15 protein-coding genes are annotated in these 14,480 nt (G+C 72.3%); 12 read left to right on the forward strand and 3 right to left on the reverse strand.

Going from position 1 to position 14,480, the window contains the following annotated elements:
- The first annotated feature begins 63 nt into the window (after positions 1-63).
- The 10 genes from AB0J55_RS43275 to AB0J55_RS43320 all read left to right on the forward strand — a co-directional run bounded on the left by AB0J55_RS43275 (position 64) and on the right by AB0J55_RS43320 (position 10,859).
- Complete coding sequence (locus AB0J55_RS43275; RefSeq protein ID WP_364263138.1) at positions 64-1,452, forward strand: glycine--tRNA ligase; 1,389 nt, start codon at positions 64-66, stop codon at positions 1,450-1,452.
- 94 nt (positions 1,453-1,546) lie between these two features.
- Entirely contained in the window at positions 1,547-2,479 is a 933-nt protein-coding gene (locus tag AB0J55_RS43280) for an ABC transporter ATP-binding protein (protein WP_364263141.1), read from the forward strand.
- The gene (locus AB0J55_RS43285) at positions 2,476-3,216 is read left to right on the forward strand and encodes an ABC transporter permease (RefSeq protein ID WP_364263144.1); all 741 of its coding nucleotides are present in this window, start codon (positions 2,476-2,478) and stop codon (positions 3,214-3,216) included. Before AB0J55_RS43280 ends, AB0J55_RS43285 begins: the two co-directional genes overlap by 4 nt.
- A gap of 19 nt (positions 3,217-3,235) precedes the next feature.
- Entirely contained in the window at positions 3,236-4,429 is a 1,194-nt protein-coding gene (locus AB0J55_RS43290) for a sensor histidine kinase (RefSeq protein WP_364263147.1), read from the forward strand.
- A complete protein-coding gene (locus AB0J55_RS43295) occupies positions 4,426-5,031 on the forward strand; it encodes a response regulator transcription factor (protein ID WP_364263150.1) in 606 nt (201 codons plus the stop codon). The genes AB0J55_RS43290 and AB0J55_RS43295 overlap by 4 nt, the downstream gene beginning before the upstream one ends.
- Positions 5,032-5,055: 24 nt before the next feature.
- Positions 5,056-5,709, forward strand: a complete 654-nt coding sequence (locus AB0J55_RS43300) for a YdcF family protein (protein ID WP_364263153.1) — start codon at positions 5,056-5,058, stop codon at positions 5,707-5,709.
- 95 nt (positions 5,710-5,804) lie between these two features.
- On the forward strand, positions 5,805-7,079 hold the full coding sequence (locus AB0J55_RS43305; protein WP_364263156.1) for a deoxyguanosinetriphosphate triphosphohydrolase: 1,275 nt from the start codon (positions 5,805-5,807) through the stop codon (positions 7,077-7,079).
- Positions 7,080-7,426: 347 nt separating this feature from the next.
- Positions 7,427-8,506 (forward strand): serpin family protein, encoded by a 1,080-nt coding sequence (locus AB0J55_RS43310; RefSeq protein WP_364263159.1) that lies wholly within the window; start codon positions 7,427-7,429, stop codon positions 8,504-8,506.
- A gap of 2 nt (positions 8,507-8,508) precedes the next feature.
- Complete coding sequence (locus AB0J55_RS43315; protein WP_364263296.1) at positions 8,509-10,314, forward strand: glycosyl transferase; 1,806 nt, start codon at positions 8,509-8,511, stop codon at positions 10,312-10,314.
- Between the two features lie 5 nt (positions 10,315-10,319).
- The gene (locus AB0J55_RS43320; RefSeq protein ID WP_364263298.1) at positions 10,320-10,859 is read left to right on the forward strand and encodes a DinB family protein; all 540 of its coding nucleotides are present in this window, start codon (positions 10,320-10,322) and stop codon (positions 10,857-10,859) included.
- Position 10,860: 1 nt separating this feature from the next.
- On the opposite strand, the gene AB0J55_RS43325 is transcribed toward AB0J55_RS43320, so the two are convergent.
- Together AB0J55_RS43325 and AB0J55_RS43330 are read right to left on the reverse strand one after the other, a co-directional pair.
- Positions 10,861-11,211 carry a VOC family protein gene (locus AB0J55_RS43325; protein ID WP_364263162.1) on the reverse strand — a complete coding sequence of 117 codons (351 nt, stop codon included), beginning with the start codon at positions 11,209-11,211 and terminating at the stop codon, positions 10,861-10,863.
- A 38-nt stretch (positions 11,212-11,249) separates the two neighbouring features.
- Positions 11,250-11,849 carry a TetR/AcrR family transcriptional regulator gene (locus AB0J55_RS43330; RefSeq protein WP_364263165.1) on the reverse strand — a complete coding sequence of 200 codons (600 nt, stop codon included), beginning with the start codon at positions 11,847-11,849 and terminating at the stop codon, positions 11,250-11,252.
- A 102-nt stretch (positions 11,850-11,951) separates the two neighbouring features.
- Here AB0J55_RS43330 and AB0J55_RS43335 point away from each other — a divergent pair, with 102 nt between their 5' ends.
- On the forward strand, positions 11,952-12,656 hold the full coding sequence (locus tag AB0J55_RS43335) for a carboxymuconolactone decarboxylase family protein (RefSeq protein ID WP_364263168.1): 705 nt from the start codon (positions 11,952-11,954) through the stop codon (positions 12,654-12,656).
- Here AB0J55_RS43335 and AB0J55_RS43340 read toward each other — a convergent pair.
- Entirely contained in the window at positions 12,653-13,102 is a 450-nt protein-coding gene (locus AB0J55_RS43340; protein WP_364263171.1) for a MarR family winged helix-turn-helix transcriptional regulator, read from the reverse strand. The two genes, AB0J55_RS43335 and AB0J55_RS43340, sit on opposite strands and share 4 nt — an antisense overlap.
- A 24-nt stretch (positions 13,103-13,126) precedes the next feature.
- Here AB0J55_RS43340 and AB0J55_RS43345 point away from each other — a divergent pair, with 24 nt between their 5' ends.
- A complete protein-coding gene (locus AB0J55_RS43345; RefSeq protein WP_364263174.1) occupies positions 13,127-14,479 on the forward strand; it encodes an MFS transporter in 1,353 nt (450 codons plus the stop codon).
- The last annotated feature ends 1 nt before the right edge of the window (position 14,480 follow it).

Below are 14,480 nucleotides of genomic sequence, written 5' to 3' on the forward strand. Positions count from 1 at the left end.
GCCCCGGCGGATACCCTGGACGTTCCAGTCCTGACCGTCCCCGCAAGCTTTTCGGAGCGTGGAGTGCCCACGAACACCATTGAGAAGATCATCAGCCTGTGCAAGCGCCGTGGTTTCGTCTTCGCCAGCGGAGAGATCTACGGCGGCACCCGCTCTGCGTGGGACTACGGGCCGCTCGGGGTCGAGCTCAAGGACAACATCAAGCGCCAGTGGTGGAAGACCGTCGTCCAGGGCCGCGACGACGTCGTCGGCCTCGACTCGTCGGTGATCCTGCCGCGTGAGGTGTGGGTCGCGTCGGGGCACGTCAACGTGTTCACCGACCCGCTGATCGAATGCCTGTCGTGCCACAAGCGGTTCCGCGCCGACCAGCTCGCCGAGGAGTTCGCGGCGCGCACCGGCAAGGAGACCAGCGAGGACGACCTGTCCGAGGTGCCGTGCCCGAACTGCGGCACGCGCGGCCAGTACACCCCGCCGCGGGACTTCAACATGATGCTGAAGACCTACCTCGGCCCGGTGGAGTCCGAAGAGGGCCTGCACTACCTCCGCCCGGAGACCGCGCAGGGCATCTTCGTGAACTTCTCCAACGTCCAGACGACGTCGCGGAAGAAGCCGCCGTTCGGCATCGGCCAGATCGGCAAGTCCTTCCGCAACGAGATCACGCCGGGCAACTTCATCTTCCGGACGCGCGAGTTCGAGCAGATGGAGATGGAGTTCTTCGTCGAGCCGGGCGAAGACGAGCGCTGGCACCAGTACTGGATCGACGAGCGCACGAACTGGTACAAGGACCTCGGCATCAAGGCCGAGAACCTGCGCCACTACGAGCACCCGAAGGAAAAGCTCTCGCACTACGCGAAGCGCACCGTCGACATCGAGTACCGGTTCGCGTTCAACGCGGGTCAGGAGTGGGGCGAGCTCGAGGGCATCGCGAACCGCACCGACTTCGACCTGACGACGCACTCGAACCACTCGGGCCAGGACCTGTCGTTCTTCGACCAGGCTTCGGGCCAGCGGTACCGGCCGTTCGTCATCGAGCCGGCGGCCGGTGTCGGCCGCTCGATGATGGCGTTCCTGGTGGACTCCTACGTCGAGGAGGAGGTGCCGAACGCCAAGGGCGGCACCGACATCCGCGTGGTGCTGAAGCTCGACCCGCGGCTGTCGCCGTTCAAGGTCGCGGTGCTGCCGCTGTCGCGCAACGCCGACCTGACCCCGAAGGCGAAGGAGGTCGCGGCGACGCTGCGCAAGCACTGGAACGTCGACTTCGACGACGCCCAGGCGATCGGCCGCCGCTACCGCCGCCAGGACGAGATCGGCACGCCGTACTGCGTCACGGTGGACTTCGACTCGCTCGAGGACCAGGCCGTGACCGTCCGCGAGCGCGACACGATGTCGCAGGAGCGGATCGCGATCGACAAGCTGGAGTCGTACCTGGCGGGCCGCCTCATCGGCTGCTGACGCACCCGGGGCCCGGGTACCCCTGACACCTGTCACGGTCAGGTCGTGACGCACGGTCTGGGGACCCGGGCCTTCCGGGCGGCAGCCTGGGGGCATGCGAGAAACAGACAGCCAGGCGGTGGCGGCGGGGGCCGCGGTCCACCTCACCGGCCTGCGGAAGCACTACGGCGAGGTCCACGCGGTCGACGGCGTCGACCTGACCATCGCCCCGGGCGAGGTGGTCGCCCTGCTCGGCCCGAACGGCGCCGGCAAGTCCACCACCGTCGACATGATCCTCGGCCTGACCAGCCCCGGCGCCGGCGAAGTGCGCGTGTTCGGGCGCAAGCCGATCGACGCCGTCCGCGCCGGCCTGATCGGCGCGATGCTGCAGGGCGGGGCCCTGATGGACGACCTGACCGTCGGCGAGACCGTCGGCATGGTCGCGGCGCTGCACCGCCGGCCGATGCCGGTGGCCGAGGCCCTGCGCGCGGCCGGTGTCGAAGAGCTGGCCGGCCGCCGCGCGAACAAGCTTTCCGGCGGGCAGAAGCAGCGCGTGCGGTTCGCCGTCGCGCTGGTCAGCAACCCGGACCTGCTCATCCTCGACGAGCCGACCGCGGCGATGGACGTCGGCACCCGGCGCGAGTTCTGGCAGTCGATGTACTCCTTCACCGAGTCCGGCCGCACGGTCCTGTTCGCGACGCACTACCTCGAAGAGGCCGAGGAGTTCGCCGACCGCGTGGTGCTGATGCGCCGCGGCCGGATCGTCGCCGACGGTTCCGTCGCCGAGGTCCGCGCCCTGGCCGGCGGCCGCACCCTGCGCGCCGCCGTCCCGGGCGCCACCGACGCGGTCATCGCCGCGCTGCCCGGCGTCAAGGAATACGAGCTGCGCGGCGACCGGGTCGCGATCTCCAGCGGTGACTCCGACGCCACGCTCTGGGCGCTCAAGGCCGCGGTTCCGGCCGTGCACGACGTCGAAATCAGCGCCGTCGGCCTCGAAGGCGCCTTCCTGTCCCTGACCGCCGACGAGACCGCGGAGCCCGTGCGATGAACGCCACCTACCTGCTCACCGAGATCCGCCGGAACTTCCGGGCGCCGCGGTTCCTGATCTTCGTCGTGGCGTTCCCGGTGCTGATGTTCCTGTTGCAAGCCAACGTCTTCACGAAGACGAGCGACCCGGACCACGCGCAGATCGCCGCCGTGATCATGATCAACATGATGACGTTCGGCGTCTTCGCCGCGGCCACCAACAGCGGGGCCCGGCTCGCGCTCGAACGCGCCGTCGGCTGGCAGCGGCAGCTGCGCCTGACCCCGCTGACCGGCACCGGTTACCTGGCGGGCAAGGGCATCTCCGGGATGCTCGTGGGGCTGCCCGCGCTGGTCCTCGTGCCGCTGCTGGGCGTGCTGGCCGAGGGCGTGCACGTCGACGCGAGCGGCTGGGTGCGGATCTTCGCCGGCATCTGGCTCGGCACGATCCCGCTGGTGCTGCTCGGCCTGCTGCTGGGCCAGTTCGGCACGCCGGACTCGATGCAGCCGATCAACATGCTCGTCACCCTCGGCATGGGCTTCCTCGGCGGCCTCTGGATCCCGATCGAGACGATGCCGGGCTGGATGCACGACGTCGCCCAGATCATGCCGACCTACTGGGTGCTGCAGGTGGCGCGACCGGCGGTGACCAGCGACATGGTGGTGTCGCTGCCCCAGGCCGCGGGGGTGCTCGGCGCCTGGACGGTCGTGCTCGGGGCGCTGGTGATCAGGCGTTACCGTAAGGACAGCGCCCGCGTCTGAGGGCCGGAGGAGAACGACGATGGCGAAACGCCGGTTCGGGCTGGACAACAAGGAATCGTGGTGGGAGGACCCGCTGCCCGACGCCGCCGACCGCGGGCCGGGCGGCCCGCGGTGGCCGATCATGTCGGTGGTCTTCCTGCTGCCGTTCCTCCTCCCGGTCACGCGCTCGCTGCTGGCCGAGCCCGCGGTCACGCCCGGGCTGGTCGCCGCCGGCGTCCTCGTCTACGCCTACTCGGCGTGCTACGCGTTCTTCCCGTACTTCTTCCGCCGGGAACGCCGGGTGAAGCTGGCCTTCGGGATCACGATGAACGCCCTGGGGCTCGCCTCGCTGGCGGTGGCGGCGGGCAGCGGGTTCGTCCTGCTCTACGGCACGGCGGTGGTCGTGTTCCTGGTCCCCGCGGCCTGGTCGGTGATCATCGACCTGGCCACGGTGGCCCTGGGCGCGGTGATCCTGCTGGCGCAGGGCCGGTTCCTGGACGGCTACGGCGACCTGATCACGGTCTTCTCGATCACGCTGGCCATGTTCTTCATGGCCAACCTCGTCCGCGCGGTCCGGCGGCTGGAACGCGCGAACGAGGAGATCGCCACCCTCGCCGTGGCGAACGAGCGGGAGCGGCTGGCCCGCGACCTGCACGACCTGCTCGGGCACAGCCTCACCACGATCACCGTCAAGGCGGGGCTGGCCCGGCGGGTGCTGGAGAGCGCCGGCGACATCCCGCGGGCGGTCGAGGAGATCCGCGAGGTCGAGAGCCTGACCCGCAGCGCGCTCTCCGACGTCCGCGCGACCGTGTCGGCGAATCGCGAGGTGTCGCTGTCGGTCGAGCTCGTCGGGGCGCGGGCGGCGCTGCGGGCCGCGGAGATCGACGCCGACCTGCCGCACGCGGTCGACAACGTCCGGCCGGAGTTCCAGAACCCCTTCGGGTACGTGCTGCGGGAAGCCGTCACGAACGTCCTGCGCCACTCCGGGGCCAAGCGGGTTCGCGTGCGGCTGGGCGGCAACTGGCTGGAGATCGAGGACGACGGGACCGCCACCGGCGTCGTCGCGGGCAACGGCCTGCGGGGGCTCACCGAGCGGCTCGCCGCTGTCGGGGGGACGCTGCGGACGTCGGCCCGGCCCGGGGGAGGATTGCTGGTGCGGGCGGAGATCCCGCAGCCCGAACCGCGCGCGGCCGGCCCGGCCGTGCGCGCCGAACCCGCGGGAGGACTCGCTTGATCCGGGTGCTGCTGGCCGACGACCAGGCCATGGTGCGCGGGGCACTGGCCACCGTGCTGGGCCTCGAGAACGACATCGAAGTGGTCGGGCAGGTCGGCTCCGGCGACGAGGTGGTGGCAGCCGCGCGCGAGGCGAAGCCGGACGTCGCCCTGCTGGACGTCCAGATGCCCGGCAAGGACGGCCTGGAGGCCGCGGCGGACCTGCGGGCCGCGCTGCCGTCGTGCCGGGTGATCATCTGCACCACGTTCGGCAGGCCCGGCTACCTCGCCCGCGCGATGGCGGCGGGCGCGGCCGGGTTCGTCGTCAAGGACGCGCCGCCGGAACAGCTCGTCGAGGCCGTCCGCCGGGTCCACAGTGGACTCCGGGTGGTGGACCCGGCGCTGGCGGCGGAGTCCCTCGCCACCGGCGCCAGCCCGCTCACCGCGCGGGAGCACGACGTGCTGCGGGCGGCCAGGGACGGCAGCACGGTGGCCGACGTCGCCCGCGCGCTGCACCTGTCGGAAGGCACCGTCCGCAACCACCTGTCCGCCGCGATCGGCAAGACCGGGGCGCGGACGCGGGCCGAGGCCGTGCGCGTCGCGGAGGAGCGTGGCTGGCTCTGAGCCGCCTCTGACAGAATGGGGCGGGTGGGTACCGCTGAACGCACCAAACCGTCGCGCGCGAGCTGGGCGCGCCGGATCGCCTTCGGCACCCTCCTCGTGCTGCTCGCGCTCGTCGGCGGCACGGCGTTCCGCGTGTGGGAGGTCGCCCGCGAGAACGACCGGCGGCCCGCGGACGTCATCGTGGTGCTGGGTGCGGCCCAGTACAACGGGAAGCCGTCGGACATCTACGCCGCCCGGCTGGTGAAGGCGAAGCAGCTCTACGACGCCGGGGTCGCGAAGACGATCGTCACCGCGGGCGGCAAGAAGGCCGAGGACAACTTCACCGAAGCGCGGGCCGGCCAGCTCTGGCTGACCCGGCGCGGCGTGCCGGCGTCGGCGACGCTCGCGGTCGGCGAGGGCAGCGACACGCTGCGGAGCCTGCGCGCGGTCGCCCAGCAGGTCGAGGCCCGCGGCTGGCGGACGGCGGTGCTGGTCAGCGACCCGTGGCACTCCTTCCGCGCCCGGACGATGGCCGGTGACCTGGGGCTGGAGGCGTGGACCGCGCCGACGCACAGCGGGCCGATCGTCCAGGAGCGCGTCACCCAGGTGCGGTACATCGTCCGCGAGACCGGCGCGCTGCTGTACTACCGGCTGACGAAGACCCCGGCCGACGATTTGTTCGCCACCTTCCTGGGCTGAGCTTGCTGTCGGTGACATCTGGGGCTTCGCCCCAGGTCGGGGGCTCCGCCACCCGAACCCCCGAAAAAGTCGGTGCTCGCGTTTAGGCTGGTCGGGTGAGTTACACCGAGCACGACACTGCCCGCCTGCTGCCGGAGCCGGCGAAGGGCGCCGCGCTGCCCGGCGCGCGGGCGGACGGGCGCAGCGCGTTCTCCCGCGACCGGGCGCGGGTGCTGCACTCCGCCGCCCTGCGGCGGCTCGCCGGCAAGACCCAGGTGGTCGGCCCGGGGGAGGGGGCCGAGGTCAGCGGCGTCCCGCGCACCCGGCTGACGCACTCGCTGGAAGTCGCGCAGATCGGCCGCGGCATCGCCGAAGAGCTGGGCGCGGACCCGGACCTGGCCGACACCGCGGGGCTGGCCCACGACATCGGGCACCCGCCGTTCGGGCACAACGGCGAGCGCGCGCTCGACGAGGTGGCCGCCGCGTGCGGCGGGTTCGAGGGCAACGCGCAGACGTTGCGCATCCTCACCCGGCTGGAGCCCAAGCTGCTGGACCCCGAGGGTGACCCGGCCGGGCTCAACCTGACCCGCGCCTGCCTGGACGCGACCACGAAGTACCCGTGGCCGCGCAAACCGGGCCAGGTGAAGTACGGCGTGTACGCCGACGACGTCCCGGTGTTCGAGTGGTTCCGGTCGGGGGCGCCGCCGGAGCGGACGTGCCTGGAGGCCCAGATCATGGACTGGGCCGACGACGTGGCGTACTCGGTGCACGACGTCGAGGACGGGGTCCTGGCCGGCCGGATCAAGCTGCGCGTGCTCGCCCACCCGGACGAGCGCGCGGCCGTCGCCGAGGCCGCCGCCAAGCACTTCTCCGCCCAGTCGGTGTCCACTTTGGAGGATGCGGCCGCGGAACTGCTGGCGCTGCCGGTGGTCGCGGCGCTCGTGCCGGCGGAGCCGGACGGTTCACCGGGTGCCCAGGTCGCGCTGAAACGGCTGACGAGCGAGCTGGTCGGGCGGTTCACCACGGCGGCGGTCACCGGAACCCGCGCGGAGTTCGGCGAGGGCCCGCTCGGGCGCTACCGGGCGCGCCTGTGCGTCCCGGAGCAGGTGGCGGCCGAGGTGGCCCTGCTGAAGGCGCTGGCCCTGCGGTACGTGATGAGCGACCGCCGTCGGCTGGCGATGCAGGAGGGCCAGCGCGAGCTGCTGATCGAGCTGGTCCACGCCCTCGCCCAGCGCGCCCCGGAGTCCCTCGACCCGCTGTTCGTCCCGGCCTGGAACGCGGCCGCCGACGACGCGGGCCTGCTGCGCGTGGTGGTCGACCAGGTCGCCTCCCTCACCGACGCCCAGGCCCACGCCTGGCACAGCTGGCACGTCACCCGCCACCACCGCTGACCCTGATCGAAGCGGCATCACCCGTGATTGGAGGGCCATCACCCGTGATTGAAGGGGCATCACTCGTGATTGGGGGGACGACACGCGGCGGCGCTCGCCCTGCGCCGTGTCGACCTTCCACTCACGCGAGTTGACCTCCCAATCACGCGAGTTGACCTTCCCATCACGGGTGATGCCCGTTCAATCACACGTGATGGCCGTTCGATCACGGGTGATGCCTGGCGGATCACGCGAGAAGCCTGTTGGCGCACGGCCGGTGGCGAAACTTTCGCGGGGGTTTTGTCATCCTCGGGCGGAGTTGCGCGCGGGCGGCCGGTGGGGTGTCCCGGTCCGGTAGTCTCGCCCGCATGGCCACGGACAGCCACCTCCGGTTCGCTCTCGCCGTCCACTCGGCCCTCGGTGCCGGGGGCGGGAACACCTGCTTTTCGCCGTATTCGGTGGCCAGTGCCCTGACCCTCGCCGCGCGCGCCGCCCGGGGGCGCACCCGGGACGAGCTGGTCGCCCTGGTCGGTGATCCGGACGAGCAGACCGTCCTGCTGCGGGAGGCCGCCCAGCTGAGCGAGGACGGACCCGAGCTGGCCGTCGCGAACACGCTGTGGGCCGACGACCGCCTTCCGCTCGAAGACTCCTTCAAGGCCGAGCTCGCCGCGTGGCCCGGCGCCGCCGTCGCGAGCGCCCCCTTCGAAAAGGAGCCCGAAGCCGCCCGCGCGCTCATCAACGACGATGTCGGCCGGACCACGCACGGCCTGATCCCGCAGCTGCTGCCGCCCGGCTCGATCGACTCCGACGTCGCCGCCGTGCTGGTCAACGCCCTCTACCTGAAGGCCGCCTGGACCCTGCCCTTCCGCGAGGCCAACACCAGCGACGCGCCGTTCCACGCCCCCTCCGGCGACCGGGACGTCCCGACCATGTGGCTGAGCGAGCGCGTCGGGTACGCGCACGCCGGCGGCTGGCAGGCGGTGCAGCTCGCCGCGGCCGGGGGCCTGCAGGCCGTCGTCCTGCTGCCCGACGGCGACCTCGCGGAGGCGGAAGCCGCGCTCGACCAGGCGAAGCTGACGAGCCTGCTCGACGAAATCCGCTTCAAGCCGGTCGAGCTCGCGCTCCCCAAGGTCTCGCTCGACGTCCCCAGCTCGCTGACCGGCGTGCTGCGCGGCCTCGGCGTCCGCACCATGTTCACCGACGATGCCGACCTGGGCGGGCTCTCGCCGGACCCGCGGCTGACGGTGTCCGAGGTGCTGCACCAGGCCGTGCTGCGCGTCGACGAACAGGGTTTCGAGGGGGCCGCGGCCACCGCGCTGACCATGCGCCTCACCTCGATGATGATCGACGAACCGGTCGCCGTCACGGTCGACCGGCCGTTCCTGCTGCTGGTCCGGCACGCCGGCACCGGGGCGCTCTACTTCCTCGCCAGGGTGGTCGAACCGTGAGCCTGAAGTCCGAAGCCGTTCCCGAGCTGGTGCCGCCGGCTCCCGAACTCCCCGAGGGACCGAAGCGCTGGGCGTGGCAGGACTCCGCGATCACCGGCGGGTTCCTGCTGTTCACGATCCTGCTCTACAACGGCCTGTGGTTCGACCTCAAGCGCGGCTACCTCTGGAACGGCGCGGCCGACCAGAGCCAGTGGGAGTGGTACTCGACGGTCGTCGCGAAGTCCGTCCTGCACTTCCAGAACCCGTTCACGACGGACCTGCAGAACTACCCGCTCGGCGTCAACATGGCGGCGAACGCGGCGATGTTCGGCCTGAACATCCCGCTCGCCCCCATCACGCTGACCTTCGGCGCGACGCTGACCTGGGCGATCGTGCTCACCGCGGGCCTCGCCGGCACCGCGACCGGCTGGTACTGGGTGTTCTCCCGGCACCTGGTGCCGAACCGGACGGCGGCGGCGATCGGCGGCGCGTTCTGCGGCTTCGCCCCGCCGATGATTTCGCACGGCAACGCGCACCCGAACTTCGTGGTGCTGTTCGTGCTGCCGTTCATCGCGCTCAAGACGATCCAGCTCGCCCACGGGGAACGCCCGCTGCGCAACGGGATCGTGCTCGGGCTGCTCGTCGCGTGGCAGATCCTGCTGGGCGAAGAGCCGCTGGCCATCTTCTCGCTCACCTTCGTCGTCTTCGCGGTGTCCTACCTGATCCCGCGCCGCGGGGAGATCCGCGGCATGCTGGCGCCGCTGGCCAAGGGGATCGGCGTCGGCGCGGTGGTCGCCCTGCTCATCGCCGGATTCCCGTTGTACTGGCAGTTCTTCGGCCCGCAGAGCTTCCACTCGCTGCTGCACGGCCCGGCGGGCAACGACACGGCGGCGTTCACGCGCTTCGCGACGCAGTCGATCGCCGGCGCGCCCGAGGCGGCCGCGGACGTGTCGATGAACCGCACCGAGGAGAACGCCTTCTTCGGCTGGCCGCTGATCGTCCTGATGGTCGTGCTGACGATCTGGCTGTGGCGCGACGTCGTGTCGCGGGCGCTCGCGATCACGATGTACGTGATGGCCCTGCTTTCGCTGGGTGTCGAGATCACGGTGGCGCACGACGACACCGGCATCGCCGGCCCGTGGAAGTGGCTGGGCCAGCTGCCGCTGCTGGACTCGGTGCTCGAATCCCGGCTCGCGATGGGCTGCATCCCGGTCGTCGGCGCGCTCCTGGCGATCGCGACGCACCGCGTCTGGACGGCGGCGGCCGAGCAGCCGGCGCCCCTCGACGGCAAACCCGCGTTCCCGCTGCGGATGATCTGGATCGGCGCGGTCATCGCCGTCCTGCTGCCGATCGCGCCGACGGAGCTGGTGACGCACCAGCGTCCGCTGTCGCCGCCGTTCTTCGCCGACGGGATCTGGCGCCAGTACGTCGCTCCCGGCGGGTCGCTGGTGCCGGTGCCGCTGCCGAGCACCGGCGAAGCCGAGCCGCTGCACTGGCAGGTCGACGCGGGACTCGGCTACCCGATGCCGGAGGGCTACTTCGTCGGCCCGACGTCGGCGACGGACCGCAGCGGCCGGTACGGCGCCGTCCCGCGGCCGACGTCGGACCTGTTCGCCCAGGTCGAGCGGACCGGCCAGGCGGCGGAGGTCACCGAGGCCGACCGCGACCAGGCGCTCACGGACCTGCGGGCCTGGAACGCGGACGTGCTCGTGGTGGGGCCGCGGCAGAACCTGGAAGCCCTGAAGTCCACTGTGGAGCTGCTGCTGCGCAAGCCCGCGGAGTTCGTCGGCGGGGTGTGGATCTGGGACGTCCGCGCGCTGACGCCGTGAGTAGAGTGCCCACTGTGGACGAACAGAGCCGGCCCGAGCCGCCCCTCGACGGTGACGAAACCACAACGCTGCTGGGCTTCCTCGACTTCCACCGCGCGACGCTGGCCTGGAAGTGCGCCGGACTGGACGCGGCGGGCCTGCGCGCGACCGTCCCGCCGTCCTCGCTGACCCTCGGCGGGCTGCTCAAGCACCTGGCGTACGTGGAGGACCACTGGTTCTCCCACGTGCTGTCCGGCCATGACCGCTCGGCCCCGTTCGACGCGGTCGACTGGACGGCCACGCCGGACTGGGACTGGGAATCCGCGGCGGACGACCCGCCGGAGGCGCTGCACGAACTCTGGGAGGAAGCGGTCGCCCGGTCCCGCGAGCTCCTCGAGCGGGCGCTGGCGGACGGCGACCTGTCCCAGCGCGCCCGGCGCCCGCGGCGGGACGGCAGCAGGCCGAGCCTGCGCTGGATCCTGGTCCACATGGTCGAGGAGTACAGCCGGCACAACGGCCACGCGGACCTGATCCGCGAGTCGATCGACGGCAGCACGGGCGAGTAGGTCAGCCGCCGCGCTGGGCGATCTGGAAGACGTTGCCGAACGGGTCGCGGACCATCGCGCGCCGGTCGCCGTAGGGCATCCTCGCCGGTTCCTCCAGGCTCGCCGCGCCGCAGTCGAGGGCGCGGCGGTACGTCGCGTCCGCGTCGGCCACGTAGACGTGCAGGAACGCCGGGAACAGCGGGCGCTCGCCTTCGGCCGACACCATGACCAGTGAGTCGCCGATGCGGAGCTCGGCCGGCCGTCCGCTCTCGACCTCGCCGGTCGCGCCGAAGACCGTGCGCAGGAACGCGACGGCGGCGACGAGGTCGGTCACCACCATCCGCGGGACCACCGTCGGGAAACCCGGGTTCATACCGGGACACCCAAGCCGGTTCCGGCCCGGCGCACAAGTCAGGACCGCAGGCCCACCAGCTTGACCAGGAACCGGTCGAGCTGCTCGACGGCGGGCGGCCACGGCAGGTCGGGCTCGTTGATGCGCTGGGCCAGCATGCCGTTGACGGCGGTCCGCAGGTCGATGGCGACGGTCACGGCGTCGTCGGCCGGGGCCAGGCCCGCGTCCATGCACCGCTGGACCGCCTCGGTGGTGCGGGCGACCATGACCTCCTTGAACGGCATCCCGTGCCGCCGGTGGACCGTGCTCTCGTGCAGCACCTTGTAGAGCCCGGGGTGCTCGCGCGCCCACGCGGCCTGCGCCAGGATCCGGGCGCGCAGCGCGGCCGCCGGGTCCGGGGCGGCCTCGGCCGCCGCGTCGCCGGTGCTGACGAGTTCTTCGTGGCAGCGCTGCATCGCGGCCAGGACCAGCGCGTCACGGTCCGGGAAGTGCAGGTAGACCGACGTCGCGGCGATCGACACCGCGCGGGCGACGGCCCGCAGGGACAGCGCCTCGTCGTCGGCGAGCTCGTCGAGCATCCGCACGGCGGCCGTGACGATCTCTTCCCGCAGCAGCTCGCCCTGGCCACGGGCGTTCCGCCGGCGTCTGGTCTCTTCCATCGCCGCCCAGTGTAGCTGGACACCCATTGCGCTACAGGTGTAGCGTCAGTTGCACTACAGCTGTAGCGCTACGAATGTTCAGACAACTGAGGGAGCACCCACGTGACCACCACCGAAACCCCCACGAGCCTCGACCGGCTCGCCGCGCTCGACCCGGTGTTCGCCCAGATGGTCGGGGCCACCGCGAGGCACCTCCGGGCGATCCCGGAACTGACCGACCGGGAGAAGACGTTCCTGTGCGTCACGGCCGACGTCTGTCAGGCGAGTCTGGGCCTGGCCTTCGCCGCGCACGTGCGGGCCGGCCTGGCCGCCGGGGTGTCCACCGCGGACGTCCGGGAGCTGCTGCGGTTCGTCTCGTACGACTGCGGCTACCACGCGGCGGCCGCCGGCATCGAGCGGATCGCCGAGCTGGAGGCGGAACTCGGCCTGCCGCGGCCGGCCGCCGAACCGCTGGCCGCCGAACTGCTCTCGACCGGGCCCGGCGCCGCGCCCAGCCCGCTGCCGGAGGAGGTCCGGGCCCGGCTGACCGAACTGGACCCGCACTTCACCGGCTACTTCGACCTGCAGTCGCGGATGCGCACCGGGCACGGGCCGGGCACGCTCAGCGAACGCGAGCGCGGCCTGGTCAGCCTCAGCGTCGACGTCCACTACCAGACGCTGGCCGACACGTTCCGCACGCACGTCGGGCGGGCCTTGCGGGGCGGCGCGTCGCCGGAGGACGTGCGTGCGGCCCTGCGGTTCAACGCCCAGTTCGGCGTCACGCGGGCGTGGCACGCCTGGGAAGCACTGAACGAAATCCTGGACTAGCCGAGGACCTCGTCCGCGAGCCGGCTCAAGTAGCCGGCGAAGCGTTCGCGGTCCTCCGCCGCCCAGTGGCCCACCAGTCCTTCGAACGCCTGGCGCTGGTGGGCCCGCGAAGCGTCGAGGAACGCCTTCGCCGCTTCGGTGAGGGTCAGGACCGCCCGGCGTGCGTCGCGGGCCGACGTCGAGCGCACGACGAAGCCGTCTCGCGTGGCTTCGGCGACCATCCGGCTGGCCACCGAACGGTCGATCCCCAGCTGGCGGGCGACGTCCGCGACCGTCACCTCGTCGCCGGTGGCGCCGTCGATCGCCTGGATGACGAAGAGGTTCGGCACGGTCCACGACGGCGGGGCGCCGGCGGCGAAGCGCTCGACGACGTCCGGTGCCCACTGGCGGGCCCAGTGCCGGACCAGCCGGAAGAGCGCCGGGCCGCCCTCACTTGATGCGTGCATAAGGCACACTATAATGTGTGCTTTATGCACGCATATCGGAACCTCGCCTACGCCGGTCTCCTGCTCGGGATGGCCATGGCGCAGCTCGACGGCCTGGTCCTCACCGCGGCTCTGCCGTCGATCGGCGCCGGGCTGCACGCCCGCACCGGGCTGGTCGCGGTCACCGCCGCCGGCCTGCTGACCCTCACCGTCGCCACGCCCCTGCACGGCAGGCTGGGCGATCTCCACGGCCGCCGCAGGTCCTTCGCCGCCTCGGTCCTCGTGTTCGCCGTCGGCTCCGCCTGGTGCGCCGCCGCCCCCGACATCGGCTCGCTGATCGCCGCCCGTGCCCTGCAGGGGCTCGGCGGCAGCGGCCTGATCGTCACGGCGATGAGCGCGCTCGGCGAGCTGTTCGACCGCGACGAACTGCTGCGCCGCCAGGGCTGGCAGACGGCCGTTTCCGCGGCCGCCACCCTGGGCGGGCCCCCGCTGGGCGGCCTGCTCGCGGCGGGTCCCGGCTGGCGGTGGATCTTCCTGGTCAACCTGCCCCTGTGCGTGCCCGCCCTGGTCCTCGGGCTGCGTGGGCTCCCCGCGAAACCGCGGCCCACGACGGAGAAGTTCGACGCCGGAAGCGGCGTCCTGCTGGTGGTCGCGGGGTCGGCGGTCGTCGCCCTCGGCACGTTCGCGGCTCGGAGTCCACTGTGGACACCGGTGCTGGTCGCCACGGCCGCGCTCACCGCCTTCCTGTTCGTGCGCCGGCAGCGCCGCGTGCCGAGCCCGCTGATCTCGCCGGAGGTCGTCGCCGACGCCGTCTTGGCGCGCGCGGTGCTCGTCAACGGCCTGGCGGGCGCCGCGCTCTACGGCACCTTCACCTACGTCGCGCTGGTCGCGGCCTTGCGCACGAACGCCGCCGGCACCGGCCTGCTGCTCGTCGCCATGACCGCCGGGCAGCTCGGGCTGTCCGCGTCCTTTGCCGCACTCGCCCGGAAACACCCGGAAATGCCGGCGTGGGGCCGGTTCGGCTGCCTGCTCGGCACGGCCGGGCTCGCCGCGGTCGCCGTCGCGGCCTCGCTGGGCGGCACGCCCTGGCTCCTCGCGCCAGGGCTCTTCGCGATCGGTGCGGCTTTCGCGGTCTGTACGTCTGCGTACACCGTTCTGGGCCAGACCCGCGCGAAGCGTGAGCTGCTGGGCGTCACGCTGGGGTCCCTGACCTTCGCCCGGCAGGCCGGCGGCCTCGCCGGGGCCGCCGTGTTCGGCTGGCTCGCCCTGGCCACGACCGGTGCGCTCGCCGCGCCGGGCCTCGCCGTCGTGTTCGCCGCGGCGGCCGTGGCGATGCTGGTGGCCTGGCTCACCGCACCTCGTGTCACGTCCCCGGACGCCGTCTCGTCCCCGCGGTAGG

It is taken from the genome of Amycolatopsis sp. NPDC049688, from assembly GCF_040674975.1.
GTDB lineage: Bacteria > Actinomycetota > Actinomycetes > Mycobacteriales > Pseudonocardiaceae > Amycolatopsis.

What these genes read in the sequence shown, in the direction of transcription:
- AB0J55_RS43325 (WP_364263162.1), bottom strand. Translation starts at nt 11,211, where the DNA reads ATGAACCCGGGTTTCCCGACGGTGGTCCCGCGGATGGTGGTGACCGAC.
- AB0J55_RS43280 (WP_364263141.1), top strand. Translation starts at nt 1,547, where the DNA reads ATGCGAGAAACAGACAGCCAGGCGGTGGCGGCGGGGGCCGCGGTCCAC.
- AB0J55_RS43285 (WP_364263144.1), top strand. Translation starts at nt 2,476, where the DNA reads ATGAACGCCACCTACCTGCTCACCGAGATCCGCCGGAACTTCCGGGCG.
- AB0J55_RS43290 (WP_364263147.1), top strand. Translation starts at nt 3,236, where the DNA reads ATGGCGAAACGCCGGTTCGGGCTGGACAACAAGGAATCGTGGTGGGAG.
- AB0J55_RS43310 (WP_364263159.1), top strand. Translation starts at nt 7,427, where the DNA reads ATGGCCACGGACAGCCACCTCCGGTTCGCTCTCGCCGTCCACTCGGCC.
- AB0J55_RS43345 (WP_364263174.1), top strand. Translation starts at nt 13,127, where the DNA reads ATGCACGCATATCGGAACCTCGCCTACGCCGGTCTCCTGCTCGGGATG.
- AB0J55_RS43330 (WP_364263165.1), bottom strand. Translation starts at nt 11,849, where the DNA reads ATGGAAGAGACCAGACGCCGGCGGAACGCCCGTGGCCAGGGCGAGCTG.
- AB0J55_RS43340 (WP_364263171.1), bottom strand. Translation starts at nt 13,102, where the DNA reads ATGCACGCATCAAGTGAGGGCGGCCCGGCGCTCTTCCGGCTGGTCCGG.